The sequence below is a fragment of the Haemophilus sp. HN_Hi08 genome (genome assembly GCF_049824455.1).
In the GTDB taxonomy this organism is placed as follows: domain Bacteria; phylum Pseudomonadota; class Gammaproteobacteria; order Enterobacterales; family Pasteurellaceae; genus Haemophilus; species Haemophilus influenzae_D.
On the sequence record NZ_CP187493.1, the window covers coordinates 94658 to 120251 of the forward strand.

Annotated in this window: 23 protein-coding genes and 1 pseudogene; 10 read left to right on the forward strand and 14 right to left on the reverse strand. The window is 37.8% G+C overall.

Annotated features, from left to right (window positions below; genetic code table 11):
* Nucleotides 1–2: 2 nt before the first annotated feature.
* Nucleotides 3–317, forward strand: coding sequence for a DciA family protein (locus ACPT8O_RS00435; protein WP_021034748.1), 315 nt, complete (start codon nt 3–5; stop codon nt 315–317).
* 27 nt (nt 318–344) lie between these two features.
* Here the strand turns inward: ACPT8O_RS00435 and tadA are convergent, their stop codons facing one another.
* The 6 genes from tadA to proB form a co-directional block, all read right to left on the reverse strand.
* Nucleotides 345–866: a tRNA adenosine(34) deaminase TadA gene (gene tadA, locus ACPT8O_RS00440; RefSeq protein WP_425623323.1), complete on the reverse strand. Its 522-nt coding sequence runs from the start codon at nt 864–866 to the stop codon at nt 345–347.
* Nucleotides 866–1717: a thymidylate synthase gene (locus tag ACPT8O_RS00445; RefSeq protein WP_425623324.1), complete on the reverse strand. Its 852-nt coding sequence runs from the start codon at nt 1715–1717 to the stop codon at nt 866–868. The genes tadA and ACPT8O_RS00445 overlap by 1 nt, the downstream gene beginning before the upstream one ends.
* 10 nt (nt 1718–1727) lie before the next feature.
* Nucleotides 1728–2534 (reverse strand): prolipoprotein diacylglyceryl transferase, encoded by an 807-nt coding sequence (lgt, locus tag ACPT8O_RS00450; protein WP_425623325.1) that lies wholly within the window; start codon nt 2532–2534, stop codon nt 1728–1730.
* Nucleotides 2535–2542: 8 nt separating this feature from the next.
* The gene (locus ACPT8O_RS00455) at nt 2543–3337 is read right to left on the reverse strand and encodes a sulfite exporter TauE/SafE family protein (RefSeq protein WP_425623326.1); all 795 of its coding nucleotides are present in this window, start codon (nt 3335–3337) and stop codon (nt 2543–2545) included.
* The gene (gene rppH / locus ACPT8O_RS00460; protein ID WP_425623327.1) at nt 3337–3927 is read right to left on the reverse strand and encodes an RNA pyrophosphohydrolase; all 591 of its coding nucleotides are present in this window, start codon (nt 3925–3927) and stop codon (nt 3337–3339) included. Before rppH ends, ACPT8O_RS00455 begins: the two co-directional genes overlap by 1 nt.
* An 80-nt stretch (nt 3928–4007) precedes the next feature.
* Nucleotides 4008–5114 (reverse strand): glutamate 5-kinase, encoded by a 1107-nt coding sequence (gene proB, locus ACPT8O_RS00465; RefSeq protein WP_425623328.1) that lies wholly within the window; start codon nt 5112–5114, stop codon nt 4008–4010.
* Nucleotides 5115–5215: 101 nt separating this feature from the next.
* On the opposite strand from proB, the gene folA reads away from it, so the two are divergent.
* From folA to ACPT8O_RS00480, 3 genes are all read left to right on the forward strand, one after another.
* Nucleotides 5216–5698 (forward strand): type 3 dihydrofolate reductase, encoded by a 483-nt coding sequence (gene folA, locus ACPT8O_RS00470; RefSeq protein WP_423717236.1) that lies wholly within the window; start codon nt 5216–5218, stop codon nt 5696–5698.
* A gap of 170 nt (nt 5699–5868) precedes the next feature.
* A complete protein-coding gene (locus ACPT8O_RS00475; RefSeq protein WP_425623329.1) occupies nt 5869–7041 on the forward strand; it encodes an EmrA/EmrK family multidrug efflux transporter periplasmic adaptor subunit in 1173 nt (390 codons plus the stop codon).
* Between the two features lie 9 nt (nt 7042–7050).
* Entirely contained in the window at nt 7051–8583 is a 1533-nt protein-coding gene (locus ACPT8O_RS00480) for a DHA2 family efflux MFS transporter permease subunit (RefSeq protein ID WP_021034739.1), read from the forward strand.
* A 12-nt stretch (nt 8584–8595) separates the two neighbouring features.
* Here the strand turns inward: ACPT8O_RS00480 and ACPT8O_RS00485 are convergent, their stop codons facing one another.
* From ACPT8O_RS00485 to ACPT8O_RS00515, 7 genes are all read right to left on the reverse strand, one after another.
* Nucleotides 8596–9366, reverse strand: a complete 771-nt coding sequence (locus ACPT8O_RS00485; protein ID WP_021034738.1) for an SPOR domain-containing protein — start codon at nt 9364–9366, stop codon at nt 8596–8598.
* 234 nt (nt 9367–9600) lie between these two features.
* On the reverse strand, nt 9601–12681 hold the full coding sequence (gene acrB, locus ACPT8O_RS00490; RefSeq protein WP_021034737.1) for a multidrug efflux RND transporter permease subunit AcrB: 3081 nt from the start codon (nt 12679–12681) through the stop codon (nt 9601–9603).
* A 17-nt stretch (nt 12682–12698) separates the two neighbouring features.
* Nucleotides 12699–13895 (reverse strand): multidrug efflux RND transporter periplasmic adaptor subunit AcrA, encoded by a 1197-nt coding sequence (acrA, locus tag ACPT8O_RS00495; protein WP_021034736.1) that lies wholly within the window; start codon nt 13893–13895, stop codon nt 12699–12701.
* A gap of 30 nt (nt 13896–13925) precedes the next feature.
* The gene (gene acrR, locus ACPT8O_RS00500; RefSeq protein ID WP_021034735.1) at nt 13926–14489 is read right to left on the reverse strand and encodes an efflux transporter AcrAB transcriptional repressor AcrR; all 564 of its coding nucleotides are present in this window, start codon (nt 14487–14489) and stop codon (nt 13926–13928) included.
* A gap of 195 nt (nt 14490–14684) precedes the next feature.
* Nucleotides 14685–15677 (reverse strand): amidohydrolase family protein, encoded by a 993-nt coding sequence (locus ACPT8O_RS00505; protein WP_005631292.1) that lies wholly within the window; start codon nt 15675–15677, stop codon nt 14685–14687.
* A gap of 400 nt (nt 15678–16077) precedes the next feature.
* Nucleotides 16078–17835 carry a DUF3413 domain-containing protein gene (locus tag ACPT8O_RS00510; protein WP_021034733.1) on the reverse strand — a complete coding sequence of 586 codons (1758 nt, stop codon included), beginning with the start codon at nt 17833–17835 and terminating at the stop codon, nt 16078–16080.
* Nucleotide 17836: 1 nt separating this feature from the next.
* Nucleotides 17837–18055 carry a YejL family protein gene (locus tag ACPT8O_RS00515; protein ID WP_005670154.1) on the reverse strand — a complete coding sequence of 73 codons (219 nt, stop codon included), beginning with the start codon at nt 18053–18055 and terminating at the stop codon, nt 17837–17839.
* Nucleotides 18056–18183: 128 nt separating this feature from the next.
* Here ACPT8O_RS00515 and yejK point away from each other — a divergent pair, with 128 nt between their 5' ends.
* The 4 genes and pseudogenes from yejK to cpxA all read left to right on the forward strand — a co-directional run bounded on the left by yejK (nt 18184) and on the right by cpxA (nt 21808).
* A complete protein-coding gene (gene yejK / locus ACPT8O_RS00520; protein WP_021034732.1) occupies nt 18184–19200 on the forward strand; it encodes a nucleoid-associated protein YejK in 1017 nt (338 codons plus the stop codon).
* Between the two features lie 65 nt (nt 19201–19265).
* A complete protein-coding gene (gene bamE, locus ACPT8O_RS00525; RefSeq protein ID WP_021034731.1) occupies nt 19266–19679 on the forward strand; it encodes an outer membrane protein assembly factor BamE in 414 nt (137 codons plus the stop codon).
* A gap of 50 nt (nt 19680–19729) precedes the next feature.
* Nucleotides 19730–20413 (forward strand): response regulator, encoded by a 684-nt coding sequence (locus ACPT8O_RS00530; protein WP_021034730.1) that lies wholly within the window; start codon nt 19730–19732, stop codon nt 20411–20413.
* 58 nt (nt 20414–20471) lie between these two features.
* Nucleotides 20472–21808 (forward strand): annotated as a pseudogene (gene cpxA / locus ACPT8O_RS00535) (envelope stress sensor histidine kinase CpxA).
* 32 nt (nt 21809–21840) lie between these two features.
* Here cpxA and epmA read toward each other — a convergent pair.
* The gene (gene epmA, locus ACPT8O_RS00540) at nt 21841–22812 is read right to left on the reverse strand and encodes an elongation factor P--(R)-beta-lysine ligase (protein ID WP_041175278.1); all 972 of its coding nucleotides are present in this window, start codon (nt 22810–22812) and stop codon (nt 21841–21843) included.
* 210 nt (nt 22813–23022) lie between these two features.
* Between epmA and frdA the strand changes: the two genes are divergently transcribed.
* Nucleotides 23023–24822, forward strand: coding sequence for a fumarate reductase (quinol) flavoprotein subunit (gene frdA, locus ACPT8O_RS00545; protein ID WP_021034728.1), 1800 nt, complete (start codon nt 23023–23025; stop codon nt 24820–24822).
* The gene (locus ACPT8O_RS00550) at nt 24815–25585 is read left to right on the forward strand and encodes a succinate dehydrogenase/fumarate reductase iron-sulfur subunit (protein WP_005645965.1); all 771 of its coding nucleotides are present in this window, start codon (nt 24815–24817) and stop codon (nt 25583–25585) included. The genes frdA and ACPT8O_RS00550 overlap by 8 nt, the downstream gene beginning before the upstream one ends.
* Nucleotides 25586–25594 lie beyond the last annotated feature (9 nt).

Here is a 25594-nt window from a genome sequence, read left to right on the forward strand (position 1 = left end):
TTATGGAAAACAAGGCTGATCGTTATCAAAAAGCAGTCAATATTATGGATGTGCTTGAGCAATCGCCCTTTGCCAAAATAATGAAAAAAGGTCTTGCTATCAATGAACTCAATCAAAAATTTAACCGCATTTTTCCACAGGAATTTCACGGCAAATTTCGTATTGGTAACATAACAGATCATTTAATTTTTATTGAAGTGTCTAATGCTATTTTTCGGCAGGGGATTCTATTTAAACAAATTGAATTATTAACACTAATTCAAGAAGAGTTTCCGCAAGTAACAGGATTTGAGATAGCGATCAATCCTGGATTTTAAGTTTCAAATATAAGAAAAAATAAAGAATTACTTATCACTCAAACTTTTTAATAATGCTTTCTCTATTTTTTTCTCCTCACGTCTTTTCTGAAAAAATGCGCTTAATTTCTGACTACAGTCTTCTGCCAATACACCAGATGTAATCTCCAAGGTATGATTCATCTTGTAATCATCAAAAAAATGAAAACGTGATCCAATCGCGCCAGTTTTATAATCAGATGCACCGAACACAAGACGTTTAATACGGCTATGCAAAATCGCCCCAGCACACATTGTGCAAGGCTCTAATGTTACATAAAGCGTGGTATTCAGTAGGCGATAATTTTGAATATTTTTTGCGCCATTACGCAAAGCGATAATTTCAGCATGTGCAGTAGGATCACTTTGAACAATGGAGAGATTCCAACCTTCTCCAATAATATTTCCAGCGTCATCCACCAGCACCGCCCCCACAGGAATCTCACCTAACGCTTCCGCTTTATCGGCAAGCTCAAGGGCGTAGCGCATCATTTTCTCGTCAAATTCTGACCGCACTTTTGCAGCATCCATTAGACGGAAAAAGGATATTTAATCGGCTCATGAGATTGATATCCAACGACTTTAAAATCATCCATCGTGACCCAAGTTTCCAAATCTTCAAGGGTTTTTATATCTGGATTGATTTCTAATTTTGGCAATGGGAAAGGCTCGCGTTTAAGTTGTACGTCACGCATTAACTCAAGCTGATCTTCATAAATATGCGCATTCACAATTTTATGATATGCCTTGCCGGCTTTTTTGCCCGTGATCTGTGCCATCAAAGCTAAGAAAGTAAACACTTGGATTTGATTGAAATTCAATCCAAGCGGAACATCACAGGAACGCTGATAGCTAGTAAGATGTAAAGTATCGCCCACAAGAGAAAAAGTATGCGTATGCATACAAGGACGAAGACAACCAAGATCAAATTCCCCAGGGTTAAAAAAAGTTAAAATTTCTCCTCTATCATCAATACCTTTCGTTAAGTTATTAACAATTTTACGTAGCTGATCGATGGTTTCTCCATTAGGCTTACGCCATGCTCTGCCTTGCACACCATATACGCGCCCCATATCATCAACACCTCTACGATGCGGATTTGCAAGCCAAGCTGCATTTTCATTCGCATTAGCATCCCAAGTTTTCGTGCCAAGTGCGCGGAAATCAGCGGCATTGTCATATCCACGAATATAACCTAGAAATTCAGCAATGGCCGCTTTCCAATAACTTTTACGGGTAGTAATCAGCGGAAATTGATTATTCGCCACATCATATTCTAAATCTGCATTAATGACCGAGAGGCAATGCTTACCTGTACGTTCATTAGCAACCCATTCACCTTCATTAACAATGCGACGACAAAGATCAAGATATTGCTTCATAAAAAATCTCCTATTTTATGACCGCACTTTTGCGTGAATACGCCCAAGCCATAATTAAAGCGCCACCAATAATCATTGGTAAGCAAAGTGCTTGCCCTCGTGTAATAATCCCAAAGAAATTTTCAACTTCAGGTTCTCGCACATATTCCACAATAAAACGGAAGACACCATAACCAATTAAGAATAAACCTGCAACAGAAGCCATTGGATGTGGCTTTTTAATAAAAATATTCAGAATCGCAAACAACACCAGACCTTCTAAAAAGGCTTCATAAAGTTGTGATGGATGACGAGGCAGTAAAAGAGGATCATTCGGGAAAATCATTGCCCAAGGCACATTCGTTTCGCGTCCCCATAGTTCAAGATTAATGAAATTACCAATTCTGCCTAAACCTAAACCAAACGGAATCAAAGGCGCAACAAAATCAGCCGTTTGCCAAAAATTACGTTTTTGTGAATAGGATGTCCAAATCATAGCAACAATTACACCAATTAAGCCACCGTGGAACGACATTCCACCTTCCCAAACGCGGAATAAATAAAGTGGTTCTTGTAAGAAATGATCGAGATTATAGAAAAATACATCGCCAACACGTCCGCCAATAAACACCCCCATAAAACCATTGAAAAGTAAGGTATCAACTTGATCTACTGTCCAACCGCTATTTGGGCGATTAGCACGGCGAACCGCAAGCCAACGTGCAAAAATAAAACCCAAAAGGTACATCAAACCATACCAACGTAAGCCGATATTGCTATCGCCGAGCGTAAAAATACTCGGATCAAAGTGGGGAAGAAGTAAATAATTTGAATTCATAATTTTCCTTATTTCAGAAACATATTGATCGCAACCACAATTAAGAAAAGGGCGAAACCTTTTTTTAAGGTTGAAACAGGCAATTTAGCGGTTGCACTTGCGCCTAATTTGGAAGTAAAAAATGAAGTGGCAGTAATGCCTAACACTGCGGGAAGATAAATATAACCGAGCGAATATTCAGGCATTAATGGATTTCCCCAACCACTCACTATAAAACTAAACATCCCTGATATGCCCAATAACATCCCACAAAATGCGGAAGAACCGATAGCTTGTTTGATATTAATGCCACGAGCAGTTAAAAACGGTACAATAAATCCACCACCGCCAATTCCCGCAGCACTAGATGCCATACCAATCAAAATACCGCCAATTACGGAAGAAAGAGGGGTAAGTGGTTTTGTTGTGACTTGATCTTTTTTAATCGAAAGTACCATTTTTGTGGCTAAATATACCACTAAGCAAGCAAAAATTTTGGCAGAAATTTCACGATCAAGTCTTCCAATAAATAAACCACAAATAAAGACAGAAAGCATAATAACCGGAGCTAAAATGCGAACAGCCTGCCAGACTACGTTACCTAATTTATGATGGCGTTGTGCCGATCCAATGCCAGTAATCACAATGGTAGCAAATGATGTGCCAAGTGCGGTAGACATCAACAAAGATTCTGGTACATCCACAATGGGCAGTAAATACACTAAGGTTGGCACAATCACTAACCCTCCGCCAATACCAAATAATCCAGCAAGAAAACCCGCTAATGCACCAACAAGCAAACAAAGAAGAATAAAAGTGAGCATTATTGACCTTTTGATTTGTAAAAATAGCGTTTTGTGTATTTTGTCTGAGAATATTTTTTATTTGCCGAATAATGCTGTGAATTTGCTTCACGAGATGCGGAAAATATTGGTGGATTATCCGTAAATAATACCGAAGCAAACTCTTTCATTACCTTTCGATAAACATCTCGCTTAAAAGACACAACTTGACGAACAGGATACCAAAAGCTTACCCAACGCCACCCGTCAAATTCTGGCGATTTAGTTGTTTGCATATTGATGTTTTTTTCATCGCTAACAAGCTGTAGCAAAAACCAGCGTTGTTTCTGCCCAATACACATCGGTTTGCTGTCATAACGCAATAAACGCTTTGGCAATTTATAGCGTAACCAATGTTTAGAAACATATAACAGACGCACATCTTTAGGTTGTAAACCAACTTCCTCGTGTAGTTCGCGATACATCGCTTGCTCGGCACTTTCATTATCATTAATGCCACCTTGCGGAAACTGCCACGAATTTTGCCCACAACGCTTCGCCCAAAGCACTTGCCCTTTGCGATTACAAATCACAATACCCACATTTGGACGGTAGCCATCAAAATCGATCACTATCGTTTTACCTTACATTTTTCCTATAAAAATAGCTCAAGATTGTTTCATAAATCAGTGCTTTTATCAACCAAAGGGCATTATGACAAAATAATCATATCATCACGATGCATTGCTACTGCACCGTATTCATAGCCTAAAACATTTTCAATGTCTGCTGATTTTCTGCCCTTAATTAATTGTAGGGCATCGCTATTATAGCGTGGCATACCTAGTGCAATGTCTTTACCAGATTGAGTGCGTATTTTGACTACTTCACCACGCGAAAAAAGTCCTTCCACGTTAATAATACCAGCGGGTAATAAAGATTTATTTTGTTCAAGAATGGCATTTTTCGCTCCATCATCAATAGTGATAATGCCTGCCGATGGCGCGGCGAAAAGCCATTGTTTGCGGCTTTCTAATCGATCAGATTGGTGTGCAATAAATTTTGTACCAATATTTTGTTCATAAGCAAGATCAGCGATTACATTTGGGCGATTACCTGGTGCAATAATGGTTTCAATTCCAGAGCGAGTGGCAACATCGGCTGCAATGATTTTAGTCATCATTCCTCCAGTGCCAAGATTAGTCCCACTGCCACCAGCGATTGAGCGAATGTGATCCGTGATTTGTTCTACAACTGGAATTAATTTCGCTCCAGGATTTTTACGCGGATCACTATCAAATAAACCTTGTTGATCAGTTAATAAATAAAGTTGTTCCGCTTGAACAAGAATAGCGACTAATGCAGATAAATTGTCATTATCGCCAACTTTAATTTCTGCGGTTGCCACCGCATCATTTTCATTAATTACAGGAATTATGTGATTGTCTAAAAGTGCGTGTAAAGTATCTCGTGCATTTAAAAAACGTTCGCGATCTTCAATATCGGCACGTGTTAATAAAAGTTGTCCGATATGAATATCATAAATAGCAAATAATTTTTCCCAAGCCTGAATTAATTGGCTCTGACCAACCGCTGCAAGCAGTTGCTTTGAGGCAATAGTGGGTGGTAATTGAGGATGATTTAAATAATGGCGACCCGCAGCAATGGCACCAGAAGTCACGATCACTATACGAAATCCATCATTATGCAGTTGTGCAATTTGACGAACGATTTCCATCATATGTGGCGAATTCAGTTTTGGCGAACCCTGAGTTAGCGTGCTTGTACCGAATTTCACAACAATTGTTTTTTTGTTCATAGTCCTTTCCCAAGTTCTTAAAATTGGTATTAACGTTATCACTAAATCAATGACAAATCACTTAATATCAGGTATAATAACAGCAAATTTTAGGGGGATTTATGACATTTAGTTTAATTGTAGCGACGACATTAAATAGCGTGATTGGTAAAGATAACCAAATGCCTTGGCACTTGCCTGCTGATTTAGCATGGTTTCGTCAGAACACGACTGGCAAACCTGTCATCATGGGACGTAAAACGTTTGAAAGTATTGGTCGCCCGCTACCTAAACGCACTAATATCGTACTTTCTCGTCAGCCCTTTGAACGAGAAGGCGTGGTATGGAAAGATAGCCTTGAAAGTGCGGTCGATTTTGTCAGAGATTTTGATGAAATTATGCTGCTTGGTGGGGGAGAGTTATTCAAACAATATTTGCCACAAGCGGACAAGTTATACCTTACTCAAATTCAAACAGAACTAGATGGCGATACTTTTTTCCCTCAATTAAATTGGGAGGAGTGGGAAATTGAATTTGATGAATATCGTAAGGCGGATGAACAAAATCGCTATGATTGTCGATCTTTGATTCTTACACGAAAATAAATCAAATTAATGAGACTATATCTTTAGAATATTCATTAATCTAGAAAATAAAGAGATGATGATTTCCCCTTGAGTTCCCCTTTTTAAAGTTTCATAATGACCTTTCATTTTATTTTTGATAGTTTTAAATATCCCATTTTTAAACATTATCCCAAATTAGGGAAGGCATTATGACGCAAACTGCAACTGAAAACCCATCAACTAAATCTGTATCAAATAAAACTGACCGTAAAAAAGGCTTAAGCATTTTTATTCTTGTCCTGCTTATTATTGGTATTGCTTGTGCTTTGTATTGGTTTTTCTTCTTGAAGGATTTTGAAGAAACAGAAGATGCTTATGTGGGTGGAAATCAAGTAATGGTATCATCACAAGTTGCAGGTAATGTAGCGAAGATTAATGCAGACAATATGGATAAAGTCCATGCAGGTGATATTCTAGTTGAATTGGATGATACCAATGCGAAACTTAGTTTTGAACAGGCCAAAAGCAATCTCGCCAATGCTGTACGTCAGGTAGAACAACTGGGTTTCACTGTGCAGCAATTGCAATCAGCTGTGCACGCCAATGAAATTTCTTTAGCTCAAGCTCAAGGCAATTTGGCGCGCCGAGTTCAACTTGAAAAAATGGGTGCGATTGATAAAGAATCTTTCCAACACGCAAAAGAAGCTGTCGAGCTTGCCAAAGCAAATTTAAATGCCTCTAAAAATCAATTGGCTGCTAATCAGGCTTTATTGCGTAACGTTCCATTACGTGAACAACCGCAAATACAGAATGCGATAAACTCGCTTAAACAGGCTTGGTTAAATTTGCAACGTACAAAAATTAGAAGTCCAATTGATGGCTATGTGGCGCGTCGTAATGTTCAAGTTGGGCAAGCCGTTTCAGTGGGTGGCGCGTTAATGGCGGTGGTATCTAATGAACAAATGTGGTTAGAAGCTAACTTCAAAGAAACCCAATTAACGAATATGCGCATTGGCCAGCCGGTGAAAATTCATTTTGATTTATACGGTAAAAATAAAGAATTTGATGGCGTGATAAATGGTATTGAAATGGGGACTGGTAATGCATTTTCTCTCTTACCTTCACAAAATGCTACTGGTAACTGGATTAAAGTGGTGCAACGTGTACCTGTGCGAATTAAATTAGATCCACAACAATTTGCCGAAACGCCATTGAGAATTGGTCTTTCTGCAACGGCAAAAGTAAGAATTTCAGATTCATCTGGCGCAATGCTACGAGAAAAATCAGAACCGAAGACTTTATTTTCTACTGATACACTTAAATATGATGAAAGTGCGGTAGAAAATTTGATTGAATCTATCATTCAGCAAAACAGCCATTAAGGCGGCGTTATGGACAATTCCACAAAAAAATTCCCACCTATTCAAGGTGGTGCGCTGATTTTATTAACGCTGGCTTTATCTCTCGCCACCTTTATGCAAGTATTAGATTCTACTATTGCAAATGTGGCGATTCCTACTATTGCGGGCGATTTAGGCGCATCTTTTAGTCAAGGTACGTGGGTAATTACTTCTTTTGGTGTTGCAAATGCGATTTCTATTCCAATAACAGGTTGGTTAGCAAAACGTTTTGGCGAAGTGCGGTTATTTTTAGTCTCAACTTTTTTATTCGCTGTCTCTTCTTGGCTTTGTGGGATTGCAGATAGTCTTGAGGCATTAATTATTTTTCGCGTCATTCAAGGTGCTGTAGCAGGCCCCGTGATCCCTCTTTCGCAAAGTTTATTATTAAATAATTATCCGCCAGAAAAACGCGGAATGGCATTGGCATTTTGGTCAATGACTATTGTGGTTGCACCTATTTTTGGCCCAATTTTAGGCGGATGGATTAGCGATAATATCCATTGGGGATGGATATTCTTTATTAATGTTCCGATTGGTTTGCTAGTTGTGCTAATCAGTTGGAAGATTTTGGGTAGCCGAGAAAGTGAAATTGTTCATCAACCTATTGATAAAGTCGGTTTAGTCTTACTTGTCTTAGGTGTGGGATCTTTGCAATTAATGCTTGATCAGGGTCGTGAGCAAGATTGGTTTAATTCTAATGAAATCATTATATTAGCTGTTGTTGCTGTTGTTTGTCTGATTGCTTTGGTTATTTGGGAATTGACAGATGATAATCCTGTAGTAGATATTTCGCTTTTCCATTCTCGTAATTTTAGCGTAGGGTGTTTATGTACCAGTTTAGCCTTTTTGATTTATTTAGGTTCTGTGGTATTAATTCCGCTCTTGCTACAACAAGTCTTCCATTACACCGCGACGTGGGCTGGGCTTGCGGCTTCCCCAGTTGGATTATTCCCTATTTTACTTTCACCGATTATTGGACGTTTCGGTTATAAGATCGATATGCGAATTTTAGTGACGATAAGTTTTATTGTATATGCAATAACATTTTATTGGAGAGCGGTGACTTTCGAGCCATCAATGACTTTTGCTGATGTTGCTTTACCACAATTAGTGCAAGGTTTAGCGGTAGCCTGTTTCTTTATGCCACTTACCACAATAACGCTGTCTGGCTTACCTGCGCATAGAATGGCTTCAGCCTCTAGCTTATTTAACTTCTTGAGAACTTTAGCGGGTTCTGTAGGGACATCTTTAACCACATTTATGTGGTATAACCGTGAAGCTGTTCACCACACTCAATTAACAGAACACATTAATCCTTATAACCCAATTTCCCAAAGTTTTTACCATCAAATGAATCAATTTGGTTTAAGTGATACGCAAACTTCAGCTTACCTCGCTCAACAAATAACATCGCAAGGATTTATTATTGGCGCAAATGAAATATTTTGGTTATCAGCTATGGGATTCTTAGGATTGCTTATTGTGATTTGGTTTGCAAAACCACCTTTTGGTACTCGGCATTAAAATAAATATATATTACATACCAATCACAACACAATCGGTAACAGTTTTAGCTCTACTTTGCGCCTGTACTGCAAGCTCTCGAGTATCAAAACTTGCTACACGAACACGGTTCCATTCGCCGTTAGTTTGTATTTGAGCATTTAATCCTGTCATCTGTAAACGACCTTGCAAATTTTCAGCTTGCGCTCGATTTTTGAAAGCACCACATTGTAAACCAAATTTCTTGCTATCCCGTACATTATTAACCGTTTTTATTTGTTCTACTTTTTTTGCGCTTTCAATTTTCTGTGAGTCTTGCTTTTTAATTGATTCCGATTTTACGATTTCTGCCTCTGTATTTTTCATATCTTCCGTTTTTTTGGATTGAGTTCTCGTTGCATCTTCTATTCTCTGTTGCTCAGCCAGTTTTCTAGCTTCATCAGCCGCTTTTTTATCTCTTTCTATTTGAATTAAAACTTGACGTTGTTCTTCTGTTAAACGCATATTTTGTTCTACACTCGCTGGATTATTATCTACAGGTACAGTACGCGTTTCTAAGGCTTTAATATAACTCCACACTTCCTCTGGACGATTAGGTAACACACTTTTAGGTTGAGCTTTTTCCTGTTGTGTTATAGCTTGCTGCACGCTTACCTTACTGTTCTGATTTTTCAACAAATAAAGTCCAACAACAAAAACTAGAACAATAAATAAAGCAAGAAAAATCAAGACATTTGTATTCTTTTTCTTATTTTTTTTCTTATTATTTGAGCTACGACGCGCAGCAAAATCTCGATGTGCCACAATAAATTCCTAGATTTGAAGTGATAATTTTAATAATTCAACAAAATTCGCTAAGTTTACTGAAAAATAGTCTTTAAATAAAGACTAACATAAGTGGATTATTTATATAATTAACAGAATAAAAAAATACCGCACTTATACAGGTTATGCTCAAAAAAGTTGGATAAAACAACTATTTATAAGTACAAATTACGTAAGATAACCTAAGTGCGGTTTGTTTTTTCTATGTTTTAATTAGTGGGTTGTTTTATTTTCATCAAAAACCGGTAATGGTTTGTGTTCAGTTGCGATATAGCTATATACCACAGGCAAGACGAACAAGGTGAAAATAGTACCAATGGATAATCCCGCTACAATCACTATCCCAATACTAAAGCGAGATACCGCTCCTGCACCTGTTGCATAGAGTAATGGAATTAAGCCAGCTACCATTGCCGCCGTTGTCATTAGAATTGGACGCAAACGCACTTTTGCCGCGTGAGTGATTGCCTCAATTCGAGTTTTACCATAGTTTAGCTGTTCTTCTTTTGCCACTTCACACATTAAGATACCGTGTTTAGTGATTAATCCCACGAGAGTAATCAACCCAACTTGAGAGTAGATATTTAATGTTGTTCCTGCGATGCTAAAGAAGGATAAAATATTTAAGCTCACCAATGCACCACTTACGGCTAATGGTACGGAAATCATAATTACCATTGGGTCACGTATAGATTCAAACTGAATGGCAAGCACCAAGAAAATAATTACAACAGCAAGAATGAAAGTCGTCGTAAGTGCATTACCCTCTTGTACTAATTGACGAGCTTCGGATTTGAAATCATAAGTGTATCCTTGTGGCAAATTATCATTTGCCTGTTGTTGAAGCCAAGCAATGGCATCACCACTTGATATACCCGGCATTGGTACAGCACTGATTTCAGCCGAATTTAATTGGCTGAAACGCGGTAATGATGTTGGCTGAGTTTCTAATTTCATACTAATAACACTACTTAATGGCACTGATTGACCATTAGATGCAGTTAAATAATAATTTTGGAAACTTTCTGGCGATAAGCGATCATCTCGTTTTACCTGCGAAATGACTTTATAAGCGCGTCCATCCACATCCACACGCGTAACTGTCGCACCAGATAAGAAACTCCCTAAAGTATTACTGATTTGTTGCATCGTGATGCCGTAAGTACCAGCTTTCTCTTTATCTACTGAAATTGTCATTTGCGCCGTGTCATAGGTCAAATCTAAATTTGTATAAATAAATTTGCCAGAGGCTTTCATCGCACTGAGGAATTTCTCTGCGGTGTTTGCCAAAGATTTATAATCTTGCGCAGTTTTCAATACAATAGAGACTGGAGCGCCTTGTTCCCCTGTATCAATTTCAGGAATGTTAAATGCTGATACTGACACTTCTGGAATTGATTTTGCTTTTTCATTAATTTCATTCATTATTGCGGATTGTTTACGTGAACGTTCTTTCCAATCTTTCAATGTGATGATATTTAACGAGCTATTAGAAGTTGGCGCACCAGCAATGCTCATCCCAAAAGAAACTTCAGGTGTTTCCATTACATTTTTCATATATGGTTGCATTGCATTTTGAATGTAATCCACATTCACACTAGATGGCGCATTACCAATCGCAATAAATGCGCCTTTATCTTCATTTGGTGTTAATTCACTCGAAAGCGCATTAAACAAAAATGGGAGCGTTGAGAAAATTACCACAGCAAAAGCCAGCATTGATTTACGATTGAGCATAACAAGATCAAGCATATATTCGTAAATACGATTAACTTTTCCTAATGTATGTTCAACCTTTTGTTCTAACCAAGTTGGTTGGGCGTTTGATTTAAGCAACTTGCTACTCATCATCGGAGAAAGAGTTAATGCCACAATGCCTGAAATAAATACCGCACCAGCTAGAGTTAAAGCAAACTCTTTAAACAATGTGCCAGTAATCCCCCCCATTAAAGCCATTGGCGAATAAACTGCGATCAATGCAATAGTCATAGAAATAACGGGTACTGCAATTTCACGCGTACCAATAATCGCCGCTCGGAATGGCGTTTCCCCCTCTTTAATATGACGATCAACATTTTCCAGCACTACAATAGCATCATCCACAACTAAACCTATGGCAAGAATTAAAGCGAGCAAGGTCATTAAATTAATAGAAAAGTTGAAACTTTGTAGCAGCATTAACACGCCAATAAGAGAAATTGGAATAGCTAATATTGGAATTAAAATGGCGCGGAACGAACCGATAAACATTAAAATTACCACTAAAACGATTAAAGTGGCTTCTCCAATAGTTTTTATTACCTCGTGAATGGAACTATTAATAGCAATAGTGCGGTCATAAAGAATATCGCTTTCCATACTGTCTGGCAGTTGTGTTTTTATACTTTCATATAAAGGGCGAATTTTTTCTGCGACAGTCAAAGGATTTGCTGTGGAGGTTGGATTGATGGCTAACACGACGGATTCTGCGCCATTTGCCGTAGCACGCGAATTATCACTTTCTTTATTTAATTCAACGGTTGCAATATCACGCAAACGCACTAAATCATCGCCATTTGATGAAATAATTAAGTTGCTGAGTTGTTCCACAGATGTCGTTGTGGTCTCAACTTTGTTACGATAACTCACATAATAGCCATTATCGTTCCCCGCAGCCGTTTGTACGTTATTAGCAGAAAGCGCAGACATTACTGCTGGAGCAGAAAGATTTTGAGCTGCCATTTTTTGTGGATCAAGCCAAATACGTAATGCATATTCAGCGGCACCAAATACCTGTACTTCAGCAACACCCTCAATGGTAAAAAACTGTGGTTTGACTACACGATTGATATAATCGGTCACCTGACTAGAATCCAGTTTTTTAGATCGGAAACTGATATACATAATACCGCTCCCACCTGAAGAAGAGGATACACTAGGATCTTCAATACCATTTGGTAACGCCGACTTTACTGCATTCACTTTGGCTAACACATCTGCCAACGCACCTGCAGGATCGGTATTTAATTTCATTTTTATTGTAATGGTCGAACTACTAGGCGCACTAGTCGAAGACATATAGTCAATATTATCGGCTTGTGCAATAGATTCTTCCAATTTTGAGGTAACAAATGCTTGGATTAAATTCGCATCTGCCCCTGGATATGCGGTACTCACTGTAATGACTGTGGTCGTCATTTTAGGGTATTCACGCACAGCCAATTTCGAGATTGCTTGCAACCCTAAAATAATCATTAACAAACTAATTGAAACTGCTAAAACAGGGCGACGAATAAATATATCGGTAAATTTCATTCGGATTTCCTCATACATTAAAGTGGTGTTTTATGTGCAGGCTCTACTGCACCCACAATGTCTTTTTTAATCCATTCCACAAGACTTCCATTACCAATACCTTGCTGACCGCCTGTAATAATTTTATCTCCTGCTTTAACTTCATTTCCTTGTAATTGAGCATAAACACCTTGACGATCTTTAGTAAATACGGTGATTTGTTTCGCACGATAGAGACGATCCAATTTTTCATTACCTGACATTTTTCCTTTATCTTCATCAGATAATGGTGTGAGTAAATAAGCAATTTCACCATACATATTGTAGCTGATAGCGACTTGTGGCACGACAATTTGATTTGTTTCCGTTGAAAGCGCAATACGCAAACGAGAGAACATACCTGAAAGCAGTTTACGTCCATCTTCTGGATCAAATGTTGCTTGAATATCCACAAGCCCAGTAGCTGCATTTACGGCAGGTTCAATCGCCGTAATACGTGCAGAAAATGTTTCTCCAGAACGAGCATCAACGGTAGCCGTAACACGCTGACCAATATGCAACTTATCTAAATCATTTTGTGAAAGAGCAAAATCTACTTTCATTGAGCTAGTATCTTCTACACGCACAATTTCTGTTCCAACATTCACATATTGTCCAATATTGATTTTCACAATACCCGCTTTACCATCAAATGGTGCCACAATTTTACGACGTTCAATTGCTGCTTTTAGAGATTCAATATTAGCTACTTGAGCGTCATAAGCCGCTTTTGCGTTATCCATTTCTTGACGTGATACAGCATTGCTATTTAATAAGCTCACATAACGTTGGTAAGTTTGACGAAGTGCTGATAATTGTGCCTGAGCAGCTTGTAGGCTGGCACGTTCAACAAAATTATCAAGTTCCACAAGCACCTCACCTTTTTTCACATTTTGTCCATTTTGAACAAGCACTTGTGAAACCGTACCCGCATTTTGTGCGCTAAGCATAGCACCTTGATGTGGACGTATTAGCCCTGTTGTATTGATAACAGGTGTCCACTCGCGTGGTTGTACTTCAAGTGCGGTCACGGGACTTGAAGGTTCTGGCATACTAGCAATCACTCGACTTGTCATTACACCTTTAAATACATTAAAACCGATGACACCAGCAAAAATTAAGACAAATACAGCTAAAATAACTTTCATCAAGAAAATATGTAAGCGTTTTGGTCTTTGATGTTGAGTTTGACTCATGTTTAAAGCTCCGTTATAAAATAACAACTATTATTTCTGAATCGCACGCCAAGAGCGTTCAATCACAGATTCTAAAATTTCAGGATTAAGATCGAAATCGATAAATTTTGCATCAGAGGCCAAATTTATCGCCGTTTTCAAACTTAATAAAAAGAGAATATCTTCAGGTAATTCGGCTAATAAGCCAGCTTTTTTGGCTTGGTCACAAAATAAATCCCAACGACAATTTTTAACGTTTTTACAAATATCCTTGAAATTCGGCAAAGATTCATATTGCTTTAAATTGGATAGAATAGTGGGATTTTCTTGTAAGAAATACCAAATGTTTTTCCACATTTGTCGATACTGTTCGAAAAAAGGCTTAGATTCATCAAAATCTTTTTCAAGTGTTGCCATAAACATTGAAAACACCCTGTGTGCAAATTGTTCAAGCAACTCATCTTTGTTTTTGAAATAAAGGTAAATCGTTCCCGCCGCTACATTTGCCTCTTTTGCGATTTTATGCATAGAAAGCCGGTCTAAACCTTCTTTTGCCATTAAACGATCGGTAGCAAGAAAAATTTGTTCGGCTAAATCAGTTTTAGCTTGTCGCATAAGATCCTTGAATAAAATAAAGAGCAATAATCGCCCAAAAATGAATGGACGTTCATTTTATTTATTTTTTGTTTTTTGGCAAGTTAAAAATAAAAAAGGACAACGAAAATGGGCTACATTTAAAAGCTAGATTTTGTAATCAACTTTTAAATGTAGCCCATTTTGACCGCACTTTTGATTGGGCGGAATAAAAAGCTAAATTGGTTCTAGTCCTAACACTTTACGACCATTAATACTTGCGATATTGACCATTTCATCTAAGTGTGGGAAACGGCAGCCTGCAGCCAATAGGCTTAATTCTTGCCATAAATCCCCCTCACATAATGGCACCATATAATCGCAAATATTATCTGTGCCTAGGGCAACAGTGATACCTTCGGGGATCATTTCATCTGCTGGCGTGAGTGCATTATGGAATGGCATAAGATCTTCTTTGCGATTACTGTCAATCCATGCCATTGGACAGGCGATCATCATCATTTTAGCTTTACGCATTTTTTCGTAAAGTTTGTAGCGATATTCTTTTGAATGTGAGCCAATGGAAATACCATGGATACCCACAACTCGCCCTTCCATTCCGTGTTCAATGGTTTTGTCGCAAAGTTGCTCAGTTTCTTTTTCACTTGGGTTATTGAATTGGTCTACATGTACATGACACATAATTCCAAGAGATTTGGCCTTATCTAACAAGATATCCATTGCCTCTAGGCCGCGTCCATAATCCAATTCATCACGATATGGTAAGCCGCCAATCATATCTACCATTTCTGCACCAATATCAAACCATTTACGCGCAGTGGGTTCGATTACTCCTTTTAAAGTTTGATTGGCAAATTTCAAAATAATGTCATGTTTATACACTTCGCGGGCTTTGTGTGCGGCAATAATTGCACGATCTTCACAAATTGGGTCTATATCGACAAAGGTACCAAATGCGGTTACACCTTGGGATATCATTAATTCAATAGATTGGCAAAAACGTGCGTAATAATCATCAACACTGGAAGTGCGTTTTACTTCATCCACTAAATCCCATTTTTGTTGCAAATTACTACTATGATAAATCCCAATTTTCTCTGGCGTCATCGTAAAAGCGCGGTCAGCATGTGCATGGGCATTTACCCATCCGCCTTTTTTGATAATTTCATCGCGAATATAGGTTTTAAAACTACGAACGTGGCTTTTCATACAAACTCCGTAAAAAAGAAAGGATAAAAAGACGAGAATGTATATTAATTGAAAGGTGCTGTAAGTACGGCGAGAAGCATTATGATAATGTTATGAAAAACTCACGGATTTTCATTAATAACATTTTTCAGTCTTAAACTGAGGCGTGAGTATAAAGACTTAAGGGCAAAAAATCCATTCTTTTATGCACTTATAGGTTATTTGTCGTAATGCGGGCATTCACATATCTAATTAGATATAATCACTATTCTATAAGAACTTAATAAATGCGTGGGCTAACGCCCACCCTACATAACTTAGACTTATCTACACAACTTCCATAGCGTGGATACAAGCCCACGAGATGAATAAAAGGATATAAAATACTGTCAAAATTAACCGCACTTTTTACCTTTATAGATTATTTTTCAAAGAAGAAATTTTGTAATTGGAAAGCTTCTAAGAAGATTCCAAGTGGCGGTCTGTCTGAAGATTGCTCAATATAATCTTTATCGAGTTTTTTGTAATTACCTTTGCGATCAATATGGTATTGTGTTCCATCAGGTTGAATCACCACATTCCAGTGGAAATTAGAGGCAAGTACCCAGTCATCCTCCTTAAGATCAAAGAGATTGCGTCCTTGACTATAATCCATCAACGGGTTTTCTACACGGAATACTGTCTGCATTAACGCAGAGAAAATATCAGCATGATTACTTAATCCATTTTGTTTGCCTACTGGTAAATCTTTCCAATATACAAGCAATGGCACTTGAATTTCATCACGTCCAAAATAATTTTCTCGTTCTTTTTCATTCATTTCATTGAAAGTTAAACCGTGTTCAGCAGTGATAATCACTAATGTGTTTTCAAGCGGTGTATTTTCTAGCACTTTTGCTAAAAGTAAATCCACGTCCTGTAAAGTGCGGTCATAATCTGCTTGGTTTTTAGCCTCCAAGGCTAAATCCAAATAAGCAAACCAAGGGGAGTCTATTTTTTGTGCTTTAATAAAATCATTGAGATTTTTTACCGCACTTTCATTATTTGGTTTGTTGGTTTTATTCGATGAAAGTTTTATTTCACGAAATAATGCTTGGCGGAAGACGCTATCTTTGAAATTCGTAGCAGAAAATAAACCCAATTGATAATTTTCAGCACGTAATTTTTCGATTAAAACAGATTGGGTATGATTGCTTAAAATGCTATCGGTGTAATTTGCATTTAGCCCGTAAAATAACCCAATTAAGCCTGCATTATTACTATTACCTGTGCTGTAATGATTAGTGAATTCCGTTGAACTTGTTGCAAATTCAGCTAACTTGGGCATTTTGCCTTGAGAAATGGCATCGTAACGCAATCCAGAAACAGTGATCATCAAAATGTTTGGTTTATTGTCAATTGGTGCAAAAGTGAGTGTTTTTTTAGGATAATCAATCTTTAAGGCATCTAAACGCCCCTCTTGTTTTAATGTTTGTGCGTACTGCTCGCCATCAATGAAACCGTGTTTTTCTAAAAAAGAACGAGCTGTCATTGGATAAGAAAGAGGAAAATTAGAGCGTTGCATCGTAATTGGACGATATAAATAAGCATCTGCCCAAGCATAAATTAAGTGCGTAGTAATAAACATGGAAGTTAAGGATACACCGACAGCTTTTAGCCATTTTTGGCGTTCAAGACTACGTAATTTTTCCCAACTCCAACGAGAAAATAACATTTGTGCCAGTAAAATTATTGGCATTGGTGCAAAGAAAATTTGCCAATCGCGTGACATTTCACCATTTTCTGGATTAACCAGCAAATTCCATACCACAGAGGATAAATGCAGATTAAAACGACTGAAAACAGCGGTATCAAATAATAATAAGGTTGTACAAATCGTGGAAAAAATCACGGTTAATCCGCGAAAAGTGCGGTGATTTTTAACAATGAAACTCAGTGGAAAGACCACAAGTAAATACAACGCAAAAACGTTAAAACTGAAATGCCCGAGCAAACTTACAAAGAAATAAAGTTTTCCTGCGAGAGTGTCTGGCCAGTCAATGATAAAGGCATAACGTGCGCCAATAAGAATAGCAACAATAATATTAAAAAAGGCAAACCAATGACCCCACGAAATTTTTCGTGAAACGTCATCGCGGTATTGTTTGCCGCTGAAGGTGCCTTTTTTAATCCATTTCATATTAACGTGTTTTTACTGCATTGATTAAGGAATTAGAAAACGCTTGAGCCAATGCCTCACGTTGAGTTTGCGGCACACTGCTAGTTAATAGATTACTTGCCATATTACCCAATGCGATTAAGGAGAGATCTACCGAGGCTTTATGCTTTTCTAGCACTGCGATTATATCGTTTACAATCGCACTTAATTGAGCATCAGAGTATTTAGAATGTTGAGCCATAATGTCAAAAATAAAACAAAAAATTTGGCTTATGATACCCGATTATTTGGTAGAACCTAAATAATTTCTTTTTTCTTGCTTAAAAAGTGCGGTTATAATTTGCGGCAAATTTTTCAAAGGTGACAAAAATGAGTATTATCGTTAATCAAATTGTTTTGCATCAGTTAGTCAAAAATGTGGATGGCGACAGCATAAAAATGGAAAGCGTATTACGCGATGAGTTGCTGTCAATTACGCCAGAAGTAGAGCAAATGATGTTGCAACTTCATCAAGGCTATCAAAATAAAGCTAAGGCTTTTGGCGTGTTTCAGGAAAAGTCTATCTTTGCACAACATTTAAATCGTTTATTAGAACAAGAAATTGAGTTTTTAGGTTTTAGTCAATATTCAACAAAATTGCTTGCTGATGAGCTAGGTAAATATAACTTTGCGGAAAGTGGCACCTTGATTTTATGCCAATATAATTTCTTAGCGACAGATTATTTGTTTATTGCATTGCTTGATAGCCGCCATAGTATGTTAGTCGATGAGCATTTAGATATTCACCGTACAGAATATCTTGATATAACTCAGTTTGATATTGCGGCACGGATAAATTTGACGGATTTGCAAGTAAATGCGAACTCTAATCGTTATTTAACTTTCATAAAAGGCCGTGTAGGTCGCAAAATTAGTGATTTTTTCATGGATTTTTTAGGTGCTGAAGAAGGATTAAATCCACAGGTTCAAAATCAGTGTTTATTGCAAGCTGTGAGTGATTACTGCGATCAAGGCGAACTCAACAAAGAGCAAACTCAAGCGGTAAAAAAACAAGTGTTTGAATATTGTAAAGGTCAGCTTTCAAACGGTAACAATATTGAATTAAGGGAACTTTCTGATTCATTACCCACTCTAAACGAACAGCCTTTTGTCGCCTTTACGGAAGAACAGAATTATGGTTTGGAAGAGAGCATTCCTCCTGTTCGTTCAGCATTGAAATCGCTAACAAAATTCTCTGGGTCAGGAAAGGGCGTTACCCTAAGTTTTGATGCGGAATTATTGAATACACGTATTCAATGGGATCCTATGACAGATACCCTAACCATCAAAGGTTTACCGCCAAATTTAAAAGATCAATTACAAAAGGCTTTAAAATCAGAGAATTAATTTGGAAACATAGCCAACTTTGGGTATTATTTGACAGTACTTTTGCACAAATTAAGGTAAAGAAAATGCAAGTTAAAACACTTTTAGGCGCAACATTTTTAGCATTAAGCCTCGCTTCTTGTTCCACCGTTGAAAAAGTTGTATATCGAATTGATGTACCGCAAGGCAACTATTTAGAAGCGACTACCGTTGCGCAAGTTAAAGAAGGCATGACTGCTCAACAAGTACAATATTTGTTGGGAACGCCAATATTAATCGATCCTTATAATAACTACACTTGGTATTACATATTCTTACAACAACGTGCCTATGAAACACCAGCTCAACATACGCTAACCGTAAAATTCGATCAACGTGGGATTGTGACAGAAACCCATCTTGATAAACCTTTACCAGAGGTTTCACAACAAGGCGAAAATAACACCATCATTGAAACAGGTGAGAAACCAAAATCAAGTTGGTGGAAATTCTGGAAATAATCTTTTTATTTTCACCGCACTACAATAATAATTGGTAAAAGGAATCCCCAATGTCAAAACTCTTGCTCGTTGATGATGATATTGAATTGACTGAATTACTTTCTACACTTTTAGAGCTTGAGGGTTTTGACGTTGAAACAGCAAACAATGGATTAGAAGCATTACAAAAACTCAATGAAAGCTATAAGCTGGTTTTGCTTGATGTAATGATGCCAAAGTTAAATGGTATCGAAACATTAAAAGAAATTCGTAAAGTCTCTAACGTGCCAGTGATGATGCTAACAGCAAGAGGCGAAGACATTGATCGCGTATTAGGCTTAGAATTGGGAGCGGATGATTATTTACCCAAACCTTTTAACGATCGTGAGCTTATTGCAAGAATTAAGGCAATTTTGCGTCGTAGTGCATCTCCTTCAAATAATACCGCAAATGTAGAAATCCTTTCTTTTGACGGAATAACTCTCCATTTTTCTCACGGAATTGCAACCTATAATGAAGAAAATCTCAATTTAACTGATTATGAATTTAAGATCCTTTGTTTATTGCTTAAATCTAAGGGAAATGTGGTAAGTCGAGAAGAATTAAGTTTAGAAGTAATGGAAAAACCGCTCACTCCATTTGACCGTTCTCTTGATATGCACATCTCTAATTTAAGACGCAAATTACCAGAACGAAAAAACAAGCCCTCTTGGTTTAAAACTTTACGCGGAAAAGGATACGCTTTAGTTACCTAATTTTTATGAAATTACGTTATTTTTTAATTTAAATCAACTCACTATCCAAACATTTCTTATGTTTTGGTTTTCTTTTTTCATAATGATGAGCCTTGTGATCGCCGTACCTAATTTCGATCTCAGAATTTATTCCCCATTAAAAGAAGCGAATATTGTTAATTACCAAAAAGAAATTCTTCAGATTATCCGTATTGGAAAACTACAAGAAATCGTTGCAGGCGTGCCTGTTTTACCTGCTGATAAATTCCAACCTTCTAGACCCGTTCTTATTGATTTAAAAACTAAAGATATTCTTGGCGAACTTCCCGAAGAAATGCCTTATATCCAAAGATTTTCAGATGTATCAAATAATTTTTCATATCCTAAACGCAAAAATTTTAATGAACTCCAAATTTCAGGCCCTTTTCAAGTTTACTTGGGAAATGGAGAAAATTCTTATGCCTTATATTTTATTTCATACGTGAATCCACAGCGGGAGATGTTTAATTATCTTTTTGATCGACCTATGATATTAATTTTTCTAATTCTTTTAATTACCACTCCATTATTATGGTGGTTTACAAGAATGCTCACTACACCAATTTCACGTTTACGAGATGCAGCTAATTCAGTGGCATTAGGTAATTCAAAATTGATAAAAGACTAAGTATTAAAGACCCGTTAGAACTCCGCCAAGGCGGTCAAAGTTTTAATCGAATGGCTATATCTATTGATAATTTAATCTCAAATCAACAAAGGCTTCTTTCATCTATTTCCCACGAATTAAAAACACCACTAACACGCTTACAATTGGCTACAGCTCTTGTCCGCCGCCAATGTGGAGAAACCGATAGTGTGAAACGTATTGAAAGAGAAATTGAGCGTATGGATAAAATGATTAGCGAACTACTTCTTCTTTCTCGTCAGCAAATGAATAGTCAAGTAAAGCGTGATATTTTTTATGCAAACTCTCTTTGGGAAGAGATTATTAAAGATGCACAATTTGAAGCGGAACAACGAGGTATAGCATTTCTCACAAATATTCATCTACCAAAAAATGAATTACAACTTAACGGTAATTTTAGATTACTAGAAAGTGCGGTCGAAAATATCGTGACAAATGCACTTAAATACACAAAGGATAAGATCGAGCTTTATATTTTTATCCAAGAAGAATTCCTCAGGATCTGTATCAATGACAACGGATCTGGGGTAAATCCGAATGAATTTGAAAAAATTTTCACTCCGTTTTATCGCGTCGATGAAGCGCGAACTAGAGCGACTGGAGGCACAGGATTAGGACTTGCAATTGTATCTAATGTAATAAAAGAGCATCAAGGAAGTGTTTGGGCTGAAAAAAGCCCATTAGGTGGGCTATCAATGAATATAAAATTGCCATTATGGATCAGTAAATAAAAATGATGACAATTTTTACCGCACTTTTACCTTTAAGCATTGTCCACAGCAAAAGAAATGACGTCATTAATTTTTTCGCAATCTAAAGCGATCATCATTAGACGATCTATTCCTAATGCGACACCAGAAGAATCTGGCATACCCGCGTCTAAAGCAGCAAGAAAGCGTTCATCAATTTCTCGAGTAGGCAATCCACATTTTTTTCTTTGTTGATTATCTAATTCAAAGCGATGACGTTGTTCCTGCGCATCGGCAAGTTCGTGAAAACCATTGGCTAATTCTAACCCTTTGTAATAAAACTCAAAGCGTTCTGCCACACGTTGATCTTCTGGGCTAACTTGTGCTAGGGCGGCTTGCGTTGAAGGGAAATGATAAACCGCAATAGGTCGTTCTTTTCCAATTTGAGGCTCAACGACTTCACTAAATAAAAACTGTAATAAAGTATCGCGATCTTCATCATCTTCAGCCATAAAATTATGTTTACGTGCCGCTTCAATTAATTCTGAACGTTCTGCAGATAAGGGATCTAAGCCTACATATTCTTGGAAAACAAACTGATAGCTTAAACTTTCTGCTGGTGGACAATCTAAAATTTGTTGGAGCAAATCATCCACTTCATTAATTAAACGATGCATATGAAAGTGTGGTCGATACCATTCCAGCATAGTAAATTCTGGATTATGACGATTTCCAGCCTCTTCATTGCGAAACACTTTGCTGATTTGGAATATCGCTCCACTGCCTGCAGCAAGCAAGCGTTTCATATGATATTCAGGGCTTGTAGAAAGCCAAAGTGTTTTGGATTGATTATCAAAAGGCGCGAGAAATTCTGTGCTAAATGTGGAAAGATGTAAATCAGTGACGCCAAATTTACTTAGAACAGGCGTCTCTACTTCAAGCAAGCCTCGTTCGGTAAAAAATTGACGAATTTCAGCAATAATTTTTGCCCGTTTAAGAAGATTTTTTATATCAGCAGAAGGTTGCCAATGATTAAGTGCGGTCATTTTTAATCCTGTTTTAAAAATTTTGCACATTGTAAACGAGAGCTGCTCTCAACTCAATCTTAGCTTTTTTGAGGTAGATCACAAAATACGATCTTTTCCATCTTTAGACATAAAAAACGTTATTAATTTGTAACAAAAAATGGCACAATGCCCACGTAATATTACCCTTTTAGGGGATTTATTTTTACTTTCTATTGATTGGAGGATATCGTGCAAACAGTTAATGTCGATATTGCGATTGTTGGTGCTGGTGGCGGTGGTTTACGTGCAGCGATTTCCGCAGCAGAAGCAAATCCTAACCTAAAAATTGCATTAGTTTCTAAAGTATACCCGATGCGTAGCCATACCGTGGCAGCAGAAGGTGGCGCAGCGGCAGTTATCAAAGAAGAAGATTCTTACGATAAACACTTTCAAGATACCGTTGCTGGTGGGGACTGGCTTTGTGAGCAAGATGTAGTGGAATATTTCGTACAACATTCCCCTGTAGAAATGACTCAATTAGAACGTTGGGGATGCCCTTGGAGTCGTAAAGCTGATGGCGATGTAAACGTGCGTCGTTTTGGTGGAATGAAAATTGAGCGTACTTGGTTTGCAGCAGATAAAACAGGTTTCCATTTACTACACACACTTTTCCAAACTTCTATTCAATATCCACAAATCCAACGTTTTGATGAACACTTCGTATTAGATATTCTTGTTGATGATGGCCATGCTCGTGGTATGGTTGCAATGAATATGATGGAAGGTTCGCTAGTTCAAATTAATGCCAATGCGGTTGTGATTGCAACTGGCGGTGGTTGTCGTGCATTTAAATTTAATACCAATGGCGGCATTGTAACAGGTGACGGCTTGTCTATGGCGTATCGTCACGGTGTACCACTTCGTGATATGGAGTTTGTTCAATATCATCCAACAGGCTTACCGAATACGGGTATTTTAATGACCGAAGGTTGTCGTGGCGAAGGCGGCATCTTAGTGAATAAAGATGGCTATCGCTATCTTCAAGATTACGGTCTAGGTCCTGAAACGCCAATTGGCAAACCTCAAAATAAATATATGGAGCTTGGCCCTCGTGATAAAGTTTCTCAAGCATTCTGGCAAGAATGGAAAAAAGGCAATACCTTAAAAACCGCGAAAGGCGTGGATGTTGTGCATTTAGATTTACGTCATCTTGGCGAAAAATATTTACACGAGCGTCTGCCATTTATTTGTGAATTAGCAAGTGCTTATGAAGGTGTAAATCCAGTAAATGAACCAATCCCTGTTCGTCCAGTTGTTCACTATACAATGGGCGGTATTGAGGTTGATTTTAACAGCGAAACTCGTATCAAAGGTTTATTTGCTGTAGGAGAATGTGCATCTTCAGGTTTACACGGCGCAAACCGTTTAGGATCTAACTCTTTAGCTGAACTTGTTGTGTTAGGTCGTGTAGCAGGGGAATATGCGGCACAACGTGCAGTTGAGGCTCAATCGGTAAATCAAAGTGCGGTTGATGCTCAAGCAAAAGATGTTGTTGCTCGTTTAGAAGCCCTTCATAAACAGGAAGGTAATGAATCTTGGTCTGAAATCCGTGATGAAATGGGTACTGTGATGGAAGAAGGTTGTGGTATTTACCGTGACCAAGCAAGCATGCAAAAAGCAGTAGATAAAATTGCAGAATTAAAAGAACGTTACAAACGTATTCGCATATCAGATAACTCAAGTGTGTTCAATACAGATGTGCTTTACACCGTTGAGTTGGGTTACATCCTAGATGTTGCACAATCTATTGCAAATTCAGCGATTGAACGTAAAGAATCTCGTGGTGCCCATCAACGCTTAGATTACACTGAACGTGATGATGTAAATTATTTAAAACACACACTTGCTTTCTACAATGAAAATGGCGCACCGCGCATTGAATATAGCCCAGTGAAAATTACCAAATCTCAACCTGCAAAACGTGTTTACGGTGCGGAAGCAGAAGCTCAAGAAGCAGCTGCGAAAGCTAAGGAGCAAGCAAATGGCTAATTCACCAGTAATGAATGTAGAAGTATTACGCTACAATCCTGAAATCGATCAAGAGCCGCATTTAAGTACTTATCAAGTACCTTATGATAATCAAACTTCATTGCTTGATGCGTTAGGTTATATCAAGGATAAACTTGAGCCATCTCTTTCTTATCGCTGGTCTTGCCGTATGGCGATTTGTGGTTCTTGCGGTATGATGGTAAATAACAAACCGAAATTGGCGTGTAAAACGTTCTTACGTGATTACAGCGGTCATATGCGTATTGAGCCGTTAGCAAACTTCCCAATTGAACGCGACTTAGTGGTTGATTTAAGCCACTTTATCGAAAGTTTAGAGGCAATTAAACCTTATATTATTGGTAACGAAGCGCCAGCATTAGATGGTAAACCACATCCATCAAAAGAGTTGCAAGTAAGCCGTACTAAACAAACGCCAGCACAGCTTGAGAAATATCGTCAATTCTCAATGTGTATCAACTGTGGTTTATGCTATGCCGCTTGCCCTCAATTTGGTTTAAATCCTGAATTCTTAGGCCCTGCAGCTATTACTATGGCTCATCGTTATAATCTTGATAACCGTGACCATGGTAAAGCAAAACGTATGTCATTATTAAATGGTAAAAATGGGGTTTGGAGTTGTACTTTCGTTGGCTATTGCTCAGAAGTTTGTCCAAAACATGTGGATCCAGCTTCTGCAATTAACCAAGGAAAAGTGGAAAGTGCCAAAGATTATGTTATCTCTATGCTAAAACCAAAAAGCTAAGGGGGAAGG